This window comes from Sporosalibacterium faouarense, from assembly GCF_016765695.1.
Lineage (GTDB): Bacteria > Bacillota > Clostridia > Tissierellales > VENL01 > Sporosalibacterium > Sporosalibacterium faouarense.
Genome location: NZ_JAETGO010000042.1, coordinates 1 through 17559 on the forward strand (window position 1 = coordinate 1; position 17559 = coordinate 17559).

General features: G+C 30.5%; 17 protein-coding genes and 2 pseudogenes. All 19 read left to right on the forward strand.

Annotated features, from left to right (window positions below; translation table 11 throughout):
* The first annotated feature begins 743 nt into the window (after nucleotides 1–743).
* The gene (locus JMO20_RS07800) at nucleotides 744–1238 is read left to right on the forward strand and encodes a cysteine hydrolase family protein (protein WP_202708988.1); all 495 of its coding nucleotides are present in this window, start codon (nucleotides 744–746) and stop codon (nucleotides 1236–1238) included.
* A 404-nt stretch (nucleotides 1239–1642) separates the two neighbouring features.
* Entirely contained in the window at nucleotides 1643–2518 is an 876-nt protein-coding gene (locus JMO20_RS07805; RefSeq protein WP_202708989.1) for a hypothetical protein, read from the forward strand.
* Nucleotides 2519–2838: 320 nt separating this feature from the next.
* Entirely contained in the window at nucleotides 2839–3525 is a 687-nt protein-coding gene (locus JMO20_RS07810; protein WP_202708990.1) for a response regulator transcription factor, read from the forward strand.
* Nucleotides 3518–4432 (forward strand): sensor histidine kinase, encoded by a 915-nt coding sequence (locus JMO20_RS07815; RefSeq protein WP_202708991.1) that lies wholly within the window; start codon nucleotides 3518–3520, stop codon nucleotides 4430–4432. Before JMO20_RS07810 ends, JMO20_RS07815 begins: the two co-directional genes overlap by 8 nt.
* 108 nt (nucleotides 4433–4540) lie before the next feature.
* The gene (locus JMO20_RS07820) at nucleotides 4541–5218 is read left to right on the forward strand and encodes an ABC transporter ATP-binding protein (protein ID WP_202708992.1); all 678 of its coding nucleotides are present in this window, start codon (nucleotides 4541–4543) and stop codon (nucleotides 5216–5218) included.
* Nucleotides 5219–5223: 5 nt separating this feature from the next.
* A complete protein-coding gene (locus tag JMO20_RS07825; RefSeq protein WP_341534007.1) occupies nucleotides 5224–7764 on the forward strand; it encodes an ABC transporter permease in 2541 nt (846 codons plus the stop codon).
* A 265-nt stretch (nucleotides 7765–8029) separates the two neighbouring features.
* Nucleotides 8030–9046: a hypothetical protein gene (locus tag JMO20_RS07830; protein ID WP_202708994.1), complete on the forward strand. Its 1017-nt coding sequence runs from the start codon at nucleotides 8030–8032 to the stop codon at nucleotides 9044–9046.
* 98 nt (nucleotides 9047–9144) lie between these two features.
* Complete coding sequence (locus JMO20_RS07835; RefSeq protein WP_341534008.1) at nucleotides 9145–9393, forward strand: TIGR04076 family protein; 249 nt, start codon at nucleotides 9145–9147, stop codon at nucleotides 9391–9393.
* A gap of 102 nt (nucleotides 9394–9495) precedes the next feature.
* The gene (locus JMO20_RS07840; RefSeq protein ID WP_202708995.1) at nucleotides 9496–10068 is read left to right on the forward strand and encodes an HD domain-containing protein; all 573 of its coding nucleotides are present in this window, start codon (nucleotides 9496–9498) and stop codon (nucleotides 10066–10068) included.
* Nucleotides 10069–10071: 3 nt separating this feature from the next.
* Nucleotides 10072–10278 carry an HAD family hydrolase gene (locus JMO20_RS07845; RefSeq protein WP_207753462.1) on the forward strand — a complete coding sequence of 69 codons (207 nt, stop codon included), beginning with the start codon at nucleotides 10072–10074 and terminating at the stop codon, nucleotides 10276–10278.
* 346 nt (nucleotides 10279–10624) lie between these two features.
* Nucleotides 10625–11086, forward strand: coding sequence for a hypothetical protein (locus JMO20_RS07850; protein WP_243414677.1), 462 nt, complete (start codon nucleotides 10625–10627; stop codon nucleotides 11084–11086).
* A gap of 177 nt (nucleotides 11087–11263) precedes the next feature.
* Nucleotides 11264–11839, forward strand: a complete 576-nt coding sequence (locus JMO20_RS07855) for a flavin reductase family protein (protein WP_202708997.1) — start codon at nucleotides 11264–11266, stop codon at nucleotides 11837–11839.
* An 82-nt stretch (nucleotides 11840–11921) separates the two neighbouring features.
* The gene (locus tag JMO20_RS07860; RefSeq protein ID WP_202708998.1) at nucleotides 11922–12461 is read left to right on the forward strand and encodes a GNAT family N-acetyltransferase; all 540 of its coding nucleotides are present in this window, start codon (nucleotides 11922–11924) and stop codon (nucleotides 12459–12461) included.
* 195 nt (nucleotides 12462–12656) lie between these two features.
* On the forward strand, nucleotides 12657–12998 hold the full coding sequence (locus JMO20_RS07865) for a DUF6054 family protein (RefSeq protein WP_202708999.1): 342 nt from the start codon (nucleotides 12657–12659) through the stop codon (nucleotides 12996–12998).
* A gap of 64 nt (nucleotides 12999–13062) precedes the next feature.
* Nucleotides 13063–13197 (forward strand): annotated as a pseudogene (locus JMO20_RS20025) (transposase zinc-binding domain-containing protein); the annotation flags it as partial.
* A 435-nt stretch (nucleotides 13198–13632) separates the two neighbouring features.
* On the forward strand, nucleotides 13633–14526 hold the full coding sequence (locus JMO20_RS07875; protein ID WP_202709000.1) for an EFR1 family ferrodoxin: 894 nt from the start codon (nucleotides 13633–13635) through the stop codon (nucleotides 14524–14526).
* 618 nt (nucleotides 14527–15144) lie between these two features.
* Nucleotides 15145–15285, forward strand: a complete 141-nt coding sequence (locus JMO20_RS20030) for a hypothetical protein (RefSeq protein ID WP_243414679.1) — start codon at nucleotides 15145–15147, stop codon at nucleotides 15283–15285.
* Between the two features lie 15 nt (nucleotides 15286–15300).
* A pseudogene (ltrA, locus tag JMO20_RS07880) lies at nucleotides 15301–16497 on the forward strand (group II intron reverse transcriptase/maturase); the annotation flags it as partial.
* Between the two features lie 186 nt (nucleotides 16498–16683).
* Nucleotides 16684–17355, forward strand: coding sequence for a hypothetical protein (locus tag JMO20_RS07885; RefSeq protein ID WP_202709001.1), 672 nt, complete (start codon nucleotides 16684–16686; stop codon nucleotides 17353–17355).
* The last annotated feature ends 204 nt before the right edge of the window (nucleotides 17356–17559 follow it).

Sequence of the window (17559 nt, forward strand, 5' to 3'; positions counted from 1 at the left end):
GTCCAATAAAATTGATAAACTTGAATTCAGCCTTTGTGTAAAGAGGTTCATACGGGGAGCCGGATGCCTTAATTGGGCACGTCCGGTTCTACGAGGGTTTGGGCCCGTGAGGGTTCCTTTCTACTCACCCAGAGGTGCTCTAGGGAATGAAAAGTTTAGGGAAATGAGCACCACACCTTCTCGCTAACCGAGTCAGTCGTCGCATTAGGCGTTCGCAGGCTCACAGCCATGAGCAACTCCTTGTAGAGCTTGAAGGCGTCGCACTCGAAGCGTTAGAAGACATTACCTCACTCATTACGAGGTATTCCTTATGGGTCATAAAAAATCACTTATATTAATCTACATGTGAATGATAACTACTACGCAGTATAAGTAGGATTTGATTATGAAATTAAATATACGTGAGTAATCAGTTTTAAATAATGGACTAAGAAGGTTGCTTAAACATGGAAGAAACATGGGGTTAATAGAATCAGAAATTGAAATATACAGAAAATTACTGGAGTAATTCAAGATACTTTAGATGAGCAATAGCCAAATATTTACATAAGCACACTAATGTACATTGTTTTTGTAATCATAACTATAAATGGATTACTTTAGGGTGACATGTCCATATAGGTGAAAATCCCAGTACAATTATTAGGTAAAAAATGATTATATTCAAAATGGATACAGTTTTTTTGTGTGTAATATAGTAATATTATTATGGATTTTTAAACTAAATTGAGAGGAGAATGTAAATGAGTATAGCATTACTAATCATTGATATGCAAAAGGAATTTAGCGAGATGGAGCAATGTAAAATTATGATATCAAGTGCCCTTGAATATATTAATGAAGTTGGACATCTTTTTAGAAAGGCTGGAAACCCCATCATTATCATTCAAGACGAAGAAGTAGGAGACGGTCCAGGATCTGAAGGATATGAACTAATGGATGATTTAGAAATTATGGATTCAGATATTTATCTATCTAAAATATATTCCAATAGCTTTTGGAAGACTGATCTTGAAAAAATACTGAAAAACTTAGATGTAGAATTTGTAGTTGTTAGTGGATTTGCTGCTGAACATTGTGTCTTATTCACTTATAATGGAGCTCTAGAGAGAGGATTTGGCGCTTCAATTTTGCAACATGGCATTGCTGGATTTGATAAAAGAAGGGTAAAAGATACCCAAAATATTAGAGATGTTATTAGCTATCAAGCTTTAGAGTATATGTTGACGAATAATTAGCAGGTATTTTGCTGAAGGTGCATTATGGAAATGAATTTCCTGTAAAATAATAATCAAATTTAAAGAACACACCTTGTTGTGTGTTAGATAACATTTATGCTTTAGATACATAAACTAGTTAGGGATTAGCTTGGTAGCTGAGTGAGGTAATGTCTGATAACAAAATGTTTGCATAAGGGCGCTCTAGGGATGGATTAGAGAATCCTAGGGCGATGAGTGCCACATCTCTTCGTTGGGAGACAAGGAGTATTACTGTTAGGTCCAACTCAGAGACGTCGCAAACACGAAACGTTAGAAGACACGCCAATTTCGGGGCCGCTCTCTGGAGGACTGTTGATAAAAACAAGATATTGGATAACAGTGCAATTATATGTAGTAAATAACATTGAAATAAAGGAGAGTTTATGAAAGTAAATAAGATTATATGCAACGAACTATATAAACTAGGGTTCAATAATTTACGTGAAATAAAGATAGAGGAAATTAGAGATAAAGATGGAGTGTTTTTATTTAGGATAAAAACCAAGAAAGACAGTTATATATTGAAATATTTTTCAAATGAGGAATATACAAGAGAGATAAAAAACTATGAAATATTGAAAGGATTAAACATTAAAACCATAAAGAATTATGGATATACTGATAAAAGCATATTATTAGAAGATTTAGAAACAAGTACTGAATATAGGTTAGGAGTTTGTGATGACTTAAAAGATATTCAAGTGGCTAAGGCATTAGCAAAATGGTATATTAATCTTCATGACAAGGGCATAAAATACATAGAGCAAAATGAAAGTAGCTTTTATAGAGAAAGTGATGTAATTGTAAAAGAAAATATTGAGTTTATTCGAATGAAAACAAATACAGAGAATAATAAAGTATGGGATTTGGTAATTGATAATCTTGGACTAATACAAGAAAAAATAAATATTCCTGAAAAAACATTCAATTATAATGATTTTTATTGGACAAATCTTGTAGTAAGCAGAGATAAATCTGAAGCGTTTATGTTTGATTACAATTTCTTAGGTATAGGTTTTAGATATTGTGATATTAACAATGTATGTTCATCTCTATCAAAAGAAGCAAGGGAAGTTTTTGTAAAAGAATATGGATATGTAAGTACTAAAGAAGAAGTTATTTATGATTTTACTGCTATAATTATCACCTTGTTTTTTGCCTATAAAAGAGAAGTTTTTCCCTCATGGGCTAAAGAATCTCTAGATGCTATTAATAAAGGCAAATTAGAGGAAGCTACAAGAAAAGTATTAGAGCTTTAATCTATAGACATTATATATAATGTCTATAGGGCTTATGTGAAATTAAGATGATGTGTTCAATAATTATATTCAAAGATTTTAATTATACATTATTTATATTATGCAAAGAATCGTTTGATAAAAAATGCCATATCTTCTAATTTAGAGGTGTAGCAACTGATTTGAAAAAATATTCTGTATTAAGAGATGAAGTAATTTCTTTATCAGAATTATTAAGTAGTATGTAAAGAAATAAAAAGTGAACGAAATTCATCAAATATAAGAGGATTACACTATAATATAACCTACCCAAATTAAGTGGGAAGGGAGGAATAAAAAATATGAATATACTAATAGTTGAAGATGATATTTCATTAAATAATGGTATCGTATTAAGTTTAAAGCAGGATAATTATGAATTTACACAGAGCTTTACAATAAAAGATGCTAAAAAACATTTATCATATACAGAATTTGATTTGATTATACTAGATGTTAAGCTACCTGATGGAAATGGCTTTGACCTATGCAGACAAATAAGACAGGCTTCTGATACTCCAATAATATTTTTAACAGCTAATGATATGGAAATAGATGAAGTAACAGGTTTAGAATTAGGAGGAGATGACTATATTACTAAACCTTTTAGCCTAATGATACTTCGTGCAAGGGTATCTAGGCTGTTAAGGAGAGTAAAGTTAGAGAGCATAGATGAAGAAATAATTATTGGAGATTTTCTTTTCAATTTTAATGATATGAGGTTTTATAAAAAAGGAAATAAAGTAGAGTTGAGCAAGACAGAACAAAAGTTACTTAAGATACTAATAAAAAATAAAGGAAATGTAGTTAAGAGAACTACTTTAATAGATAAGATCTGGGCAGAAGAATCGGACTATGTTGATGAAAACGCATTGTCAGTTACTATAAAACGGTTAAGGGATAAGCTAGAGGATAATCCAGTAAAGCCTAAATACATACAAACTGTATATGGAATTGGCTACATATGGAAGGTAGAAAAGAATGAGTAAAATAAATATTATATTCATTATACTATCTGTGGTATCCATTTCTATATCAGTTATTCTAATTCTAATAGATAGATACAAAACTAAAAATACTATTGAGAGACTAAACATTATGTTAGATAGGGCAATTAGCGATGATTTTATGCAATCAACCTATGATGAATCAATGATGTCAGCTCTAGAAACAAAGCTAGGTAGATTTCTAAGTATGTCTTTAACTTCAAAAAATAATTTAACAATAGAGAAAGATAAAATTAAGGCCTTAATTTCTGATATCTCTCATCAAACGAAAACTCCTATTGCAAATATACTTCTTTATTCACAGTTATTAAATGAACAGCAACAGCTCTCGGATAACTGTAAAGAAATTATTAATCAGATTACAAAACAATCAGAAAAGCTAGATTTTCTAATTCAAGCTTTAATTAAGGCATCAAGATTAGAGACAAATATTATAGCAGTGATTCCAAAATCAGATTCTACATTAGATATGGTCAATAATGTTTATAATAAAATAAATGATAAGGCAGATAAAAAAGGAATAAAAATCATAAAGCCATATGAAGATTGTATAGCTATCTTCGATAAGAAGTGGACGGAAGAAGCAATTTACAATATTTTAGACAATGCAATTAAATATACACCAGAAGAAGGCAAAATAACAATATCTATCACTCGATATGAAATGTTTTGTAGAATTAATATTACTGATAATGGAATAGGCATTAGAGAGGAAGATATTAATTCCATATTTAAGCGATTTTATCGTTCTATAGATGTAAATCAATATGAAGGTGTTGGTATTGGATTGTATCTTTCAAGAGAAATTATTAATAAGCAGAGTGGATATATTAAAGTATCTTCTATTCTAGGAAAAGGATCTACTTTTTCTGTTTTTCTCCCAAGGTAGCGAGAATCTTTCATAACTGTTATATTTGAGAAAGATTTTGGAAAGATTTTTTTGATATAGTTTATACCATGATGAGGTGTAGACTATATTTTTTATGGAGGTATTTCAATGAATATTTTAGAGACTCATAATTTAATAAAACACTATGGAAATGATGAGAATTTAGTAAAAGCGTTGGATGGTGTAAGTCTGAGGGTGGATCGCGGAGAATTTGTTTCAGTAGTAGGAACATCAGGTAGTGGAAAATCTACATTATTGCATATATTAGGAGGACTGGATAGTGCAACTGAAGGAACTGTAAAGGTAAATGGAGAAGATATTTTTTCATTAAAAAAGGATGAATTAACAATCTTCAGAAGAAGAAATATTGGATTTGTATTTCAAAGTTATAATCTTGTACCCATACTAAATGTATATGAAAACATCACTCTTCCTATTGAATTAGATGGTAATAAAATTGATAAAAAATATATCAATAAAATTATTGAAACATTGGGATTAGAAACTAAGCAAAGTAGTCTCCCAAATAATCTTTCCGGAGGACAACAGCAAAGAGTGGCTATTGCAAGAGCATTAGCTACAAAGCCCGCAATTATTCTAGCAGATGAACCAACGGGGAATTTAGATAGTAAAACTAGCTTAGATGTTTTGGGACTACTAAAAGTGACTAGTAAACAGTTCAATCAAACTATAATTATGATAACCCATAATGAAGAAATTGCACAAATGGCTGACCGTATCATACGAATTGAAGATGGCAAAATAGTAGGCGGTGAGAAGAGATGATTCAGGTGCAGAATAGAAGAGTGATAAATAGAATTGCATTTAAGAGCTTTAGATCAAGTAAAGGTAGAAATCTTATGGCTATAATTGCTATAGCTTTGACTACAGTTTTATTTACTAGTCTCTTCACTATTGGTATAGGCATAATAGAATCCTTTCAAAATCAAACTATAAGACAAGCAGGTGGAGATGGTCACGCTGTATTAAAATATATAACTGATGAACAATATAACAATATGAAGAATCATAGCTTAATCGATGAAATAAGCTATAATAGATTAATCGCAAGTAGCGTAGACAATGAGGAGTTTTTAAAACGGCATGTAGAAATGTATTATATGGATAAAACTGCAAGAAAACTTGGATTTTGTGAGCCTACTGTAGGAAAGGCACCATTACAAGAAAGTGAGATCATTACAGATACTAGAACATTAGATTTATTAGGAATTCCCCATAAAATTGGAGCAAAAGTTCCTATTAAATATACTATGAAGGGAGAACAATACAACACTACCTTCACATTATCTGGATTTTGGGAGAGTGATCCTGTGTTTAATATAGGATTTATCATTGTTTCTTCTGAATTCATGGATAAACATAATAGTTTACTTAAAAATACCTATAAACAAAATGGTGATATGACAGGAGTTATAAACTCATATATTATGTTTAATAATGGCTTTAATTTAGATGAGAAATTAAAGAAAGTAATTATTGATAGTGGTTATACAATTCCCGGTGACAAGGAAATAGATGAGCTATTGCCTACTGATATCGTAAATAATGTTAATTGGGCGTATCTATCTAATGGTATATCTACTTCTGACCCAATTACAATTATTGGATTAATCATGATGGTGACTTTGATAATTTTTACAGGCTATTTGATTATCTATAATATTTTTCAGATTTCTGTTATCAAGGATATAAAACTATATGGATTGCTCAAAACAGTGGGAACGACCTCAAAACAAATAAGAGGGATTATTTTAAGGCAAGCTATTATACTATCAACAATAGGTATTCCACTTGGTTTATTTACAGGATTCTTACTGGGCAAAGCACTTCTTCCTTTGATAATGAGAAATACAAGCTATGACTTAAATCACACGACTGTTTCTTTAAATCCTATCATCTTTATTGGAGCTTCAGTATTTGCTTTGGCTACGGTTATTATAAGTACTAGAAAGCCTGGGAAAATTGCTGGAAAAATATCTCCTATTGAAGCTGTAAGGTATAGTGGGACCAGTAGAGAAATGAAAAAATTAAATAAGAATTCTACTGATGGTGGAAAACTATGGAAAATGGCATTTTCTAATCTTAGTAGAAATAAAAAAAGAACTATAATTTCAGTTATTTCTATGACATTGAGCTTAGTGTTACTCAATTCAGTATTTACGATTTCTAATGGATTTGATATGAATAAATACGTTTCGAAAGCTGTTGATACAGACTTTCTTATTGGTCATGCTAATTATTTTAATACGAATCATTTTCGATTTCCAGAGGATGAGCTTAGTGAAAGTTTTATATCTAGTGTTCAGAAGCAAGAAGGATTTCAAGCAGGGGGTAGAATCTATTATAATATCTATTTAGGTGAATGTTCAATATATCGGGACAATCCTAATGAATTTTCTCATTCAGGCTATCCTTTAAACAAGGCAAATGACGGTCAACCTAGCTTAAGTCTATATGGTATGGAAGATTTTAATCTTTCTCGTCTAGACATTGTTGAGGGAGAATTAGATTTAGAAAAGCTTAAAGAAGGTAAATACATTATTGAAGGAGTACATGAAGATGACTATGGAAATATACTTTGGGATTCATCACATTATGATGTAGGAGATACAGTTATGATAACTGTAGACGGTAAAGAATATGAGTATGAAGTTATGGCAAAAGCTAGAATAAAAGTCAAGACTATGTCTGCTCGTTTCTATGATGAATTTGCAATGTACCTGCCTACAAATGAATATCTAAATATTGTAACAAGGCCTGTTGTTATGACATATGGATTTAATGTTGAAGATAATAAGGAAAATGATATGGAGAGCTATGTTCAACAATATACTGAAAAAATAGAGCCTCTAATGAATTATGAATCTAAACAAACATATATAAATGGCTTTAAGGATTTTCATAATATGATAATTATAGTTGGTAGTATACTAAGCTTTATAATTGGGTTAATAGGTGTTCTAAACTTCATTAATTCAATGTTTACCAGCATCTGGTCTAGGAGGCAAGAGTTTGCCATGCTACAAAGTATAGGCATGACAGGTAAACAGCTAAATAAAATGCTATCCTTTGAAGGACTATATTATGCGGCATATACAATAATATTGTCATTAGTATTAGGGAGTATATTTTCTTTGAGTGTTATTGGAATGGTAGTCAATAAATTGTGGTTTTTCAGCTATGAATTTGTAATAGCTCCATTATTAATTACTTATCCAATAATGATAGTGTTATCAGTAATAGTACCTTATATAGCATACCGTAGCATTGGAAAAGGTAGTATTGTAGAGAGGCTAAGAGAGATAGAATAATAAGATCATAAATAAGATAAGAAAACAACTTTGAAATACTAGTAACAATAGAATTGAAGTAAGCACTGCCTAATTAAGGTGGTGTTTTTTTATAAAGTAAATATAACCTATTAGGTATACAATAAAGAATATAATTGTAATTTCGACAATTTATAACAAATACTAAATTTTAATAATGATATAATTATAGTGTATAAATTTAGAAAATTAATATTGTATTTTTTATAGAAAAAGAACTATATGTGAAAAGGGATGGTGTGTAAAAATGATATTTAAGAGTTTAAAACGACAAATGTTCCTTCCTAGAGAAGAATACATTATCAACCAACATGTAAGCATTGAAGGACTAGATGTTTTATTATTGAGCTTTACAATAGATAATGATAAAAATCGGATGTGGATGATTTATGAAAATGAAGATTTACTTAAAAGTGATTACGATTATGATCATCGTGAGAAATTCACCACTAATAGAGAAAAATTACTATATAGTATTGAAAATCATAACACCTATAAGAATTTTTATATAAGTGAGATGGAAATACAAGGACATACTGTAAAATTCGGTTCATCAAGTAGTGGCCCAATTTATAATCATGACATGGAAAAATTAATGCAGCTACAGCATTTTGCTGAAAGAGGCTTAATATTTGAGGAATGGGATGATGTTCAATTAGAAAGTCTAGTTATTGCCCAATATGAACAAATGGAAGGTGAAGTTACCCCTAGTATAGATGAAACTAAAGAATTAGACATTGTATTACACATTGATAAAAGAGTAAAAGAAATACCTATTCAATATCCTATTAAGGTGAGATTTGGTAAGCAAAATAATGAAGGTAAAGTTAAATATTATGATCCAATACTTGGGAAAGAGAATTATTTTTATATAAATGAAATCTATTCTTATAATGTATATGAGGATATCTTAAAAAAAGTAGAAGAAATAGATGATGTAGAGATGAGAGAAAAAACTATTAAACACTTAAATCAAGCTATGGAAAACATATGTCCCAGGGATAAGAATTTAGCTGTTATAAGATACGAAACCGAAGATAATATTCAGCTACAATTTCATACGAAAAGTTATTTAGAGTCAGAGCCATTATATCTGAGTTCAGGATCTTCAATAGGATTCATAGGTAAATCTAACGAAATTGGAGTCAATGGATATAAGCTGAGGGAGTGTATTCTACAGCCAATAGATAAAGATTTCAATGGTGAATTGGAGATTGAGTTATTTTCTAGGTTTTATGAAATCCCTGAAAGGACGGTATCATAATAAATACTAAGAAATAGTTTGAGATATATTCTTTCATATAACAAAAATAAATAGTATATGGGGTATGAATAGGTTAAGGGGAAAAGGAAGGTGATATTGTGAAAGTTAAATTAACTGTTTTAGAAAGTAAGTGTAGAGGAAATTGTCATAAAGTAGGTGAAGTCTATATAGTAGAAGATGTTTGTCCACCAATTTGTCATGAATTATGGCAGAATATATACCCTAATGTTTATACACTATTGAATAATGGCGATTTAGATTATGGGACTACAAGAAAAAAAGAATTTAGAATGAAGTGTCCCGATAATGGTAGAGTTTTATTACTTGGAGAAGCAGTTGAGGACTAAAAAGTACTATTAGGATTTTAAATAATAGAAAAATTTAATAGAAGGTATTTTCATAGAATTAAACTATGATTAATATATATGTGTGATTTGTGAGGTGAAAAAATGGACATTATTGAATTTATTAAGAACGAAGTGGAAGAGAAGTGTTTGGGAGATAACAATGTATTTGGATATGGAATATGGACCCATCATATCGTAAGTGTTGTTAAGAACGCAAAAATTTTAGCAAATGAAATTGGAGCAAATGTTGAAATAGTAGAAATAGCATCTCTATTACATGATTATGCAGGTATAAAGGATTATTCTAAACATGCTGAGCATCATATTTATGGAGCTAAAGAAGCTGAAATGATATTGGGGAGATTAAATTATCCTAAGGATAAAATTGAAAAAGTAAAAGATTGTATACTTTCCCATAGAGGAAGTATTCAAATAGATAAAAAATCAAAGGAAGCTATTTGCGTTGCTAATGCAGATGCCATAGCTCATATAGAGAATGTACCTTCATTGTTATATTTTGCATATTGTAAAAAAGGTTTAGAAATTGATGAGGGCACAGAATGGGTAAGTAAAAAAATCAAAAGAAGCTGGGACAAGCTAAGCAATGAGGGGAAAATCTTTATACGTGATAAGTATGAGAGTGTTCAAAATACACTAAATCTTGGTCAAAAATAAACTATGCCCTATAAAATGATTATACATAATGGCGTTAAGCCAGAAAAAATATTACATATAGGGGATGCAGGCTCTGATATAATTGGTGCAAATAGATTTGGAATTAAAACATGTTGGATAAATAGGAGTCAAAAGGAATGGAAAAATGAAATTAAACCAACTTATACAATTCATTCTTTAGAAGAGATATTAGGGATATTGGTAAAATAAACTTAAAATTAGAAGAGCAAGTAGCATATGGTGAAATCCAAAAGCTATTGATTGGTAATGCTAAATCTTGTCTAAAGTAGCTTTGGTTATAATTTGTATTAATTTTGAGTGAGTTTATGATAATTGTATATTAAGCTTGTGGAGTATAGATAAGGATGGTCGTATATATTCCTTAAAAAATTAATAAATTGTTAAAGGATGAAGAAAAAGAAGGATGGACTATTCTTAAAATAGAATAATCTTTATTCAATGCAGTATCAACATCTGAAAAAGAATGGATGTGGAAATTATTACATAGTTATTACTGTGCAAAATGATTACAGGAAGATTTTAAGTAAAAATATAAATGAAAAAGAATGTTGGAGGCGTAAATGATATGAGTAAACTTTACCGAATATTATTTGTATTGCACATATTTGTAGGTGTAGGAGCATTATTTGGGGGTCTAATGACTATACTGAATCCTTATGACCCGCTTGGAATGTCTGTGGAATATTTAAAATACTCACCTTTCAAGAGCTATCTCATACCTGGAATTATTCTATTTACTATAATTGGAGTAGGTAATATCGTTAGTGCTATTATTATGGGATTAAGATTAAAATATCAAGCCTATACAAGTAATACTTTTAGTTGGGCCTTGGTTATTTGGATTGTTGTCCAATGTATAATGCTTAATGCAGTTAGTTTCATTCACATAATATATTTTGTAATAGGATTAGTAGAAGGAATAATATCAATAAGTATTCTTTTTGAGCATAAGCTATTTCCTGCCAATCTAATTCTTAAATTTAAACAGAAAATATGAATATAGATATTAATATTGAATTGAAATTTATATTTGAATAAAAAGTAATAGCGAATATTGATAATTTTAATAGTTTATTGATTATAGTTCAGTGATAAAACGATTAGTTTTTTATTCGAACTTAGAAGTTTAAAAGAGCTTTTCTTACTTAATGAAAAAATAAGGAGATGACAATTCATGGAAAAGAGATCATTAAAGCCACAACGAGGATTTTTTCCTCAGCCAACATATTTAATTGGAACTTTTAAGGATGATAATACTCCAAACTTTGCTTTAATAACTTGGATAACATTTTGTTCCGTTAAGCCACCAATGCTCATGTTTGCATCAAGAGGTAAAAAACTTACTCGTGAATTAGTTGAAAGGAAAGGCATGTTTTCAGCGAATCTTGTAACAACAAAAATGATGTATATGGCTGATTATTTTGGTAATACGTCTGGTTACGAACAAAATAAGTGTGAGGATATTGGAGTTGAATACTCAAAAGGTAATATTATGAATGTTCCTATATTATCAGAGTCACCTTGGGTATATGAATGTTCATTAGTTGATATAATCGAACAAGGTGAAGGGTCTATCTATATAGGAGAAGTAAAGAACATATTGGCCGATAAGACTATAGAAGAAACACTGTATGGAAAAATTAACATGACTACTGTTGATCCGTTAATATATGCTCCAGGACAATACTACAAGATTAAAGAAGGAATAGGTGCTGTGGGTTATTCTAAAAAGGATAATGAAGATAGTTAGCTTTAAATAAAGTATCTATAATAGTACATTATGTAAGATCAGAGATACATGATGGATTGTATAAATTTCATTGGAGGATAAAATGGATAAAGTTATTTATAAAGAGTTAATAAAAGAAGAAATAGAATTGCAGATATTTTCAAGATTTAATCGCTATCAAGAGGTTAAGAAATGTTGGCGTAAAGAGAATGGAGAATGGGTGCTAAAAAATATTCCATTTACTGAGCAGTGGGGTTCTAAAGAATATAAGTATTTAGTAGAATGTCTAAAAAATACAATAGCTACTGGTGGCACTGTAATTGGTGCATTTAAAGATAATATTCTTATTGGATTTGCTTCTTTAGAAAAGCAATTTTTTGGAACTAAAAACGAGTATTTGCAGCTTTCAAGCATTCATATATCTTACGGTTGCCGTGGAATGGGAATAGGGAGAAGTTTATTTACTCTTATATGTAAAAAAGCAAAATCTATAGGAGCTGAAAAATTATACATTTCTGCTCATTCATCTCAAGAAACTCAAGAATTTTATAAAGCAATGGGTTGTGTGGAAGCCATTGAATATAATCAGGAATTAGTCAATAAAGAACCTTTTGATTGTCAATTAGAATATATAATATTTTAATGTTGGAATTACTTAATTAACTTTCTAATTGTAGATGTACTATTTTTAAATTCTATCATTCAGTAGTATGAAATTACTGTGGTGATTGACAATGCAAAGAAATACTAGAAATACTTATTAAGCAACTTAATTATGAGTAATATATATTATAGTAATTATAATTAAAAAATAATTGTTATTGGAAGGAGTATTAGTATGGCAAAATATGAAAAGACTCTTAAAGGCAATTTTGATGAGTTGTTAGACTGGATACATAATGACATTACTAATGGTAGTATGTCTGTCAGTTATGAAGATGGTAGTGATGTAACTATAGGAGAGACAAAGATGGCTGTTAGAGTTTATGAAAGATATAGCATGGCTGGTGGCAATCGTGTAAGTATGAACATTACACTTGTAGGCAATGGAGAAGATTTATTTGTTTCTGCTATTACTTCTGGAGGAAGTCAAGCGGTTTTCTTCAAGATTAATACTTTAGGAGAAGAATCATTCCTTAAGTTATGTATAAATTCAGTAGAAAATTATACCGCAAATTAAGTAATAATATTCAGTGATAAAGGGAAGTTAAATTGCAGTTAAAAATTAGGGAGTATTTAAAAACTATGGCGAAGCCTACAGAGAAAAATATAAACTTCCATATCACATGCTTAAAGTTATGAGCTCAATAGAGTTCTGTCGAACATCCTCTTTAGGTGGTCATGTAGATGAGTCTGATGAATGTGGAAATATAGCTTGATTTACTAAAGTATTTTTGATAAAAGGGAAAGTCCCTAGGTGAAGTATGTCTTTTTTTAACATTTAATAAAAGTTTTATATGAAAAAACTAAATTTGAAGGAAATTATTACATAATTATTGAAATAATTTAAGAGAAGATTTAGGTAAATAGAGTAAATCAAAGAAAAATATAGAAATCGAGTGGATTGAAAGCCCATAGTGATGTTAATGGCGGCTTCGTTCAACTAAATTGTATCTGAAATTGAGAGTATGTGAATATAAAGATTAATGATAAGCTCTTTAAATTAGATTTTGAGCAAGAGCTGAGTTTTTGTACCTTCAACTTCAGATACAATGCTAAATGTTATATGAAATATCACTATGAATGTTAGCGCTAAATAATATTGAAAAGTAAATATGATAATTTATTATTTGTTATTAGGAGATGGAAGATATATGGATTCGAAAATTTTCAAGAAGGTTAGAGTAGTATATTTTTCTGGAACAGGAGGAACAACTCGTATTGCCAATTTAATGTACAAGTTTTTGGAGAAACATGGTGTAGCAGCCGAAAAAGAACCTTTAGAACATAACAATTACTTGAAGAATATTTATGATATAAAAAATATAGATATGATAATCATTTTATTTCCAGTATATGCATTTGATGCACCTGAACCAGTATATAAATGGACTAATAAATTACCAAAAGGTGAAAGTAAGCCTGTTGTTATTATTTCTGTATCTGGTGGAGGAGATATCTGGCCTAATAGTGCATGCAGGGAAGGAATAAAAAAAAGATTACATAAAAAAGGCTTCAACACTATATATGAAAGAATGATGGTCATGCCCTCAAATTTTATGGTTTCTACCAAGAAACATCTAGCAATACGATTATTAAAAGTACTACCTTCAAAAACAGAAAAAATTGTAATGGAAATATTGAAAGGTAAAAAGCAAAGAATAAAACCAAAAATTGGCGGAAGAATTTTGACAGTAATATGTAAAATAGAAAAGCTTTGTGCTAGAATATTTGCGAAAGAATTAAAAGTAAGGCAAAATTGTAATAGTTGTGGATGGTGTGCAAAAAATTGTCCGATGGATAATATTAAAATGCAGAATAATATCCCTGTATTTAAGTGGGGTTGCATAGCTTGTCTAAGATGTATTTATGGATGTCCCCGAAATGCTATTTATACAAAGATATTTTCTTTTATCATTATAAAAGAAGGATATAACTTGGATAACATAGAAAAAGAAATTTGTGAAATCGAATTAGAGTCAATTAAGAATATTAATGTTGGATTTTTATTCAAAGGTGTTAAAGAATACTTAATGGAAAAAAAATAAAAAAAAATTAATATAAATAGGTGTGGGTACCGTGATACTTCATATGACAATGAGTTTACGGTTACACTCCTACCGCCGTTTTACCTAAATTCCTGAACCTAAGCCAAGTCTTGCTAATGTTAAGAAACTTCGTAAACTGGGAGAAGTTAGTGAGCCAAGCAAAGCTTGGCATTACTGGTAAGGTGAAAGTCCTTATATGGAAAGGTCTAGCCAGCCACCATTATCGAGTGTTGTACCGTTACTGGCGACAGTAAAGGTAAAGCGTACACAGAGAATTACATGGACCACATAGGAGACCGTAATCCTTGAAGTATATTCAGCCCCGTTAATCGTGGTTCCGAAAGGAATAAAAATGCAGATGACGACGTATTTAACGTTATGGAAGTCAATATGAAGGAATTGAAATGGCAAGATTCTGGAGGGTCTGTCGGGGTCAAAGCACGTGGTATGTATGAAAAGTAATGTCAGGAACTTGGGAGGTCTCACAGTCACTTAGGAAACTAAGAAGCAATATACAACCGAAAAAGAAGATATTGTAAAGACAGTGAGAATTCGGATTTCCTCATAGTACTCTGAGGGCAGTAAAACTGTCTACATGGGGAAGGGGGAAACAGGAGTATGAATTATTCAAAGGAAACAAATGCTGGACAAGTAGGGCTAGATAAACATTTGCAAACCTCACTGAATAATATCGAAAGGAAAGCAAGATATAAGAAAAACCATAAGTTTGAAAATCTATACAGACTACTGAATAAGTAGAATCTAGGACAATCATGGCAGTATATAAATAAAAGGGCTGCAAAAGGCATAGACAAAATCAGTGCAAAAGAGTTTGAAGCAAATCTAACCGAGGAAGTAAACATATTAGAAAAGGAACTTAAAAAAGGAGCATATCGCACAAACCTAGTAAGAAGAACCTACATAAGTAAAACAAATGGAGGTCGAAGACCACTTGGGATACCAACAGTAAGGGATAAACTACTACAGACAATATGTAGTAAAATACTAGAAGCAGTATATGAACCTAAGTTCTATGAAACAAGATATGGATACCGAAAAGGTAAAGGAGCAAAGGATGCAGTAAAGCACTTAGGAAAAGAACTGAACTATGGAAAATTTGGGTATATAGTAGAAGCTGATATTAAAGGATATTTTCAGAATATAAATCATGAAAAGTTAATAGAAATGTTAGCTCATGACATAGCAGATAAGCCATTTTTGAAACTCATCAATAAATGGTTAAAAACAGGAATAATGAAAGAAGAAAACATCATAGAAAAGTCCCTCAAAGGAACACCGCAAGGTGGGGTAATAAGTCCCATACTAGCTAATATATACCTATATTATGTTTTAGATATATGGTTTGAGAAAGTAGTTAAAAGCCATGTAAAAGGTGAGAGCATGATGATATCCTATGCAGATGATTTTGTATGTGCATTTAGATATAAAAGAGATGCAGAAAAGTTTATGGTTGCACTAGAAAAACGCTTTAATAAGTTTGGATTAGAGCTTGCAAAAGAAAAGACTAAGCTCATAAAATTCAGTAGATTCAGTAAAGATAGAAATGGAGAATTTGACTTTTTAGGATTTACCTTTAGGTGGCGTATATCAAGTAAAGGAAAAGATATCATAACCCACACAACCAGTAAGAATAAATTCAAATCATCAGTACAAAAGATAAAAAAGTGGATAAAAGAAAATAGAAATAATAGACTAAGAAGTTTAATAGATCTATTAAATATAAAACTAAAAGGTTATTACAACTACTATGGAGTCATAGGAAATTACAAAATGCTAGAAAAGATGAATTTGATAGTCAAAAGACTGTTGTATAAGTGGATGAATCGAAGGAGTCAAAGGCGAAGCTTTAATTGGAAAGAGTTTAGTAAAAAATTAAAAGAAAGATATCCAATACAAAGACCATTTACTGAAAGTTTAGACAAACAAATGGTAATAAATATATATGCTTGATGCGGAAGTAGAGATATACAACTGAGGAGCCCAGTGCGGAAAATCCGCACGCTGGGATCTGTGCCAGGGGCGATGGGTGACTATTGGCTCTATGGTGACGATGAAACCTTTTCCACATATCGGAGTATTCTTTTTTGGTCTTTTATGAATTTAAAGTAGCTTGCAAAAAGAGAGGGGGTCAGGGGAATGGTAAATAGTAAGTCTAATTTAATTTATATTGGTTTAATAGTTCTTTTAATTATTATATTAGGATACAACTTAGTAAATAATTATGAAAATAAGGAAAAAATAATTGATTATGATAAAAGAATTACTTTGCTACAACAAGCAAATGATAGATTAGAAGAAATCATACAAACTAGTGAAACAAGAGAGCAAAATGAAGAAGAAGTGAGATATAGTAAAACGGAATCTTTATTAGAAATAAATACTAGAGAAATAAAATCTCAACCTTTAGATTATGATAGACTAGAAAATTATGTCCTTTTAGGTGAATATACAACAGGAGCTCAAGAAAATCTAAATAATCTTGTAATAGAGTTATATTCACAAGTAGAAGTGTATAAAGGAGAGTATTTATGGAATGATGGACAAAAGTGGATGTTAGTAGCCAGAGACAATGAAGATATATATATTCTATTTGATGAATATGTTCAATTAGGAAAAATTGATGTATACTTATATAAAATATATGATGATAGCACGACATCGTACATATCTACAATACAGAATAGCAATTCAGGTTTAATAATTAAAGATTACTCATTCGATAAAGAGAAAGATTGTTTTATTGAAGAAAAAGTTTTTGAAAAAGGAAATGATGGAAAGACTGATAAATGGCCAATATGCAATTATTAATATCAGAGATTATAGGGTCGTGTGGAAAAAGCTGCATCTAACAAGATTATTTCCGTTCACTAACGCACATTCCTTCACTGGGTGCAAGCACCGCCTACGAAGAAGGGCTCTGGGGCCCAGTTAAAGAACGTCGGAAATAACAAGACGTTATATGACAGATGCAGGAGGGGTTTGGTAAAAAATACGGCTATTATGAAATCTAAG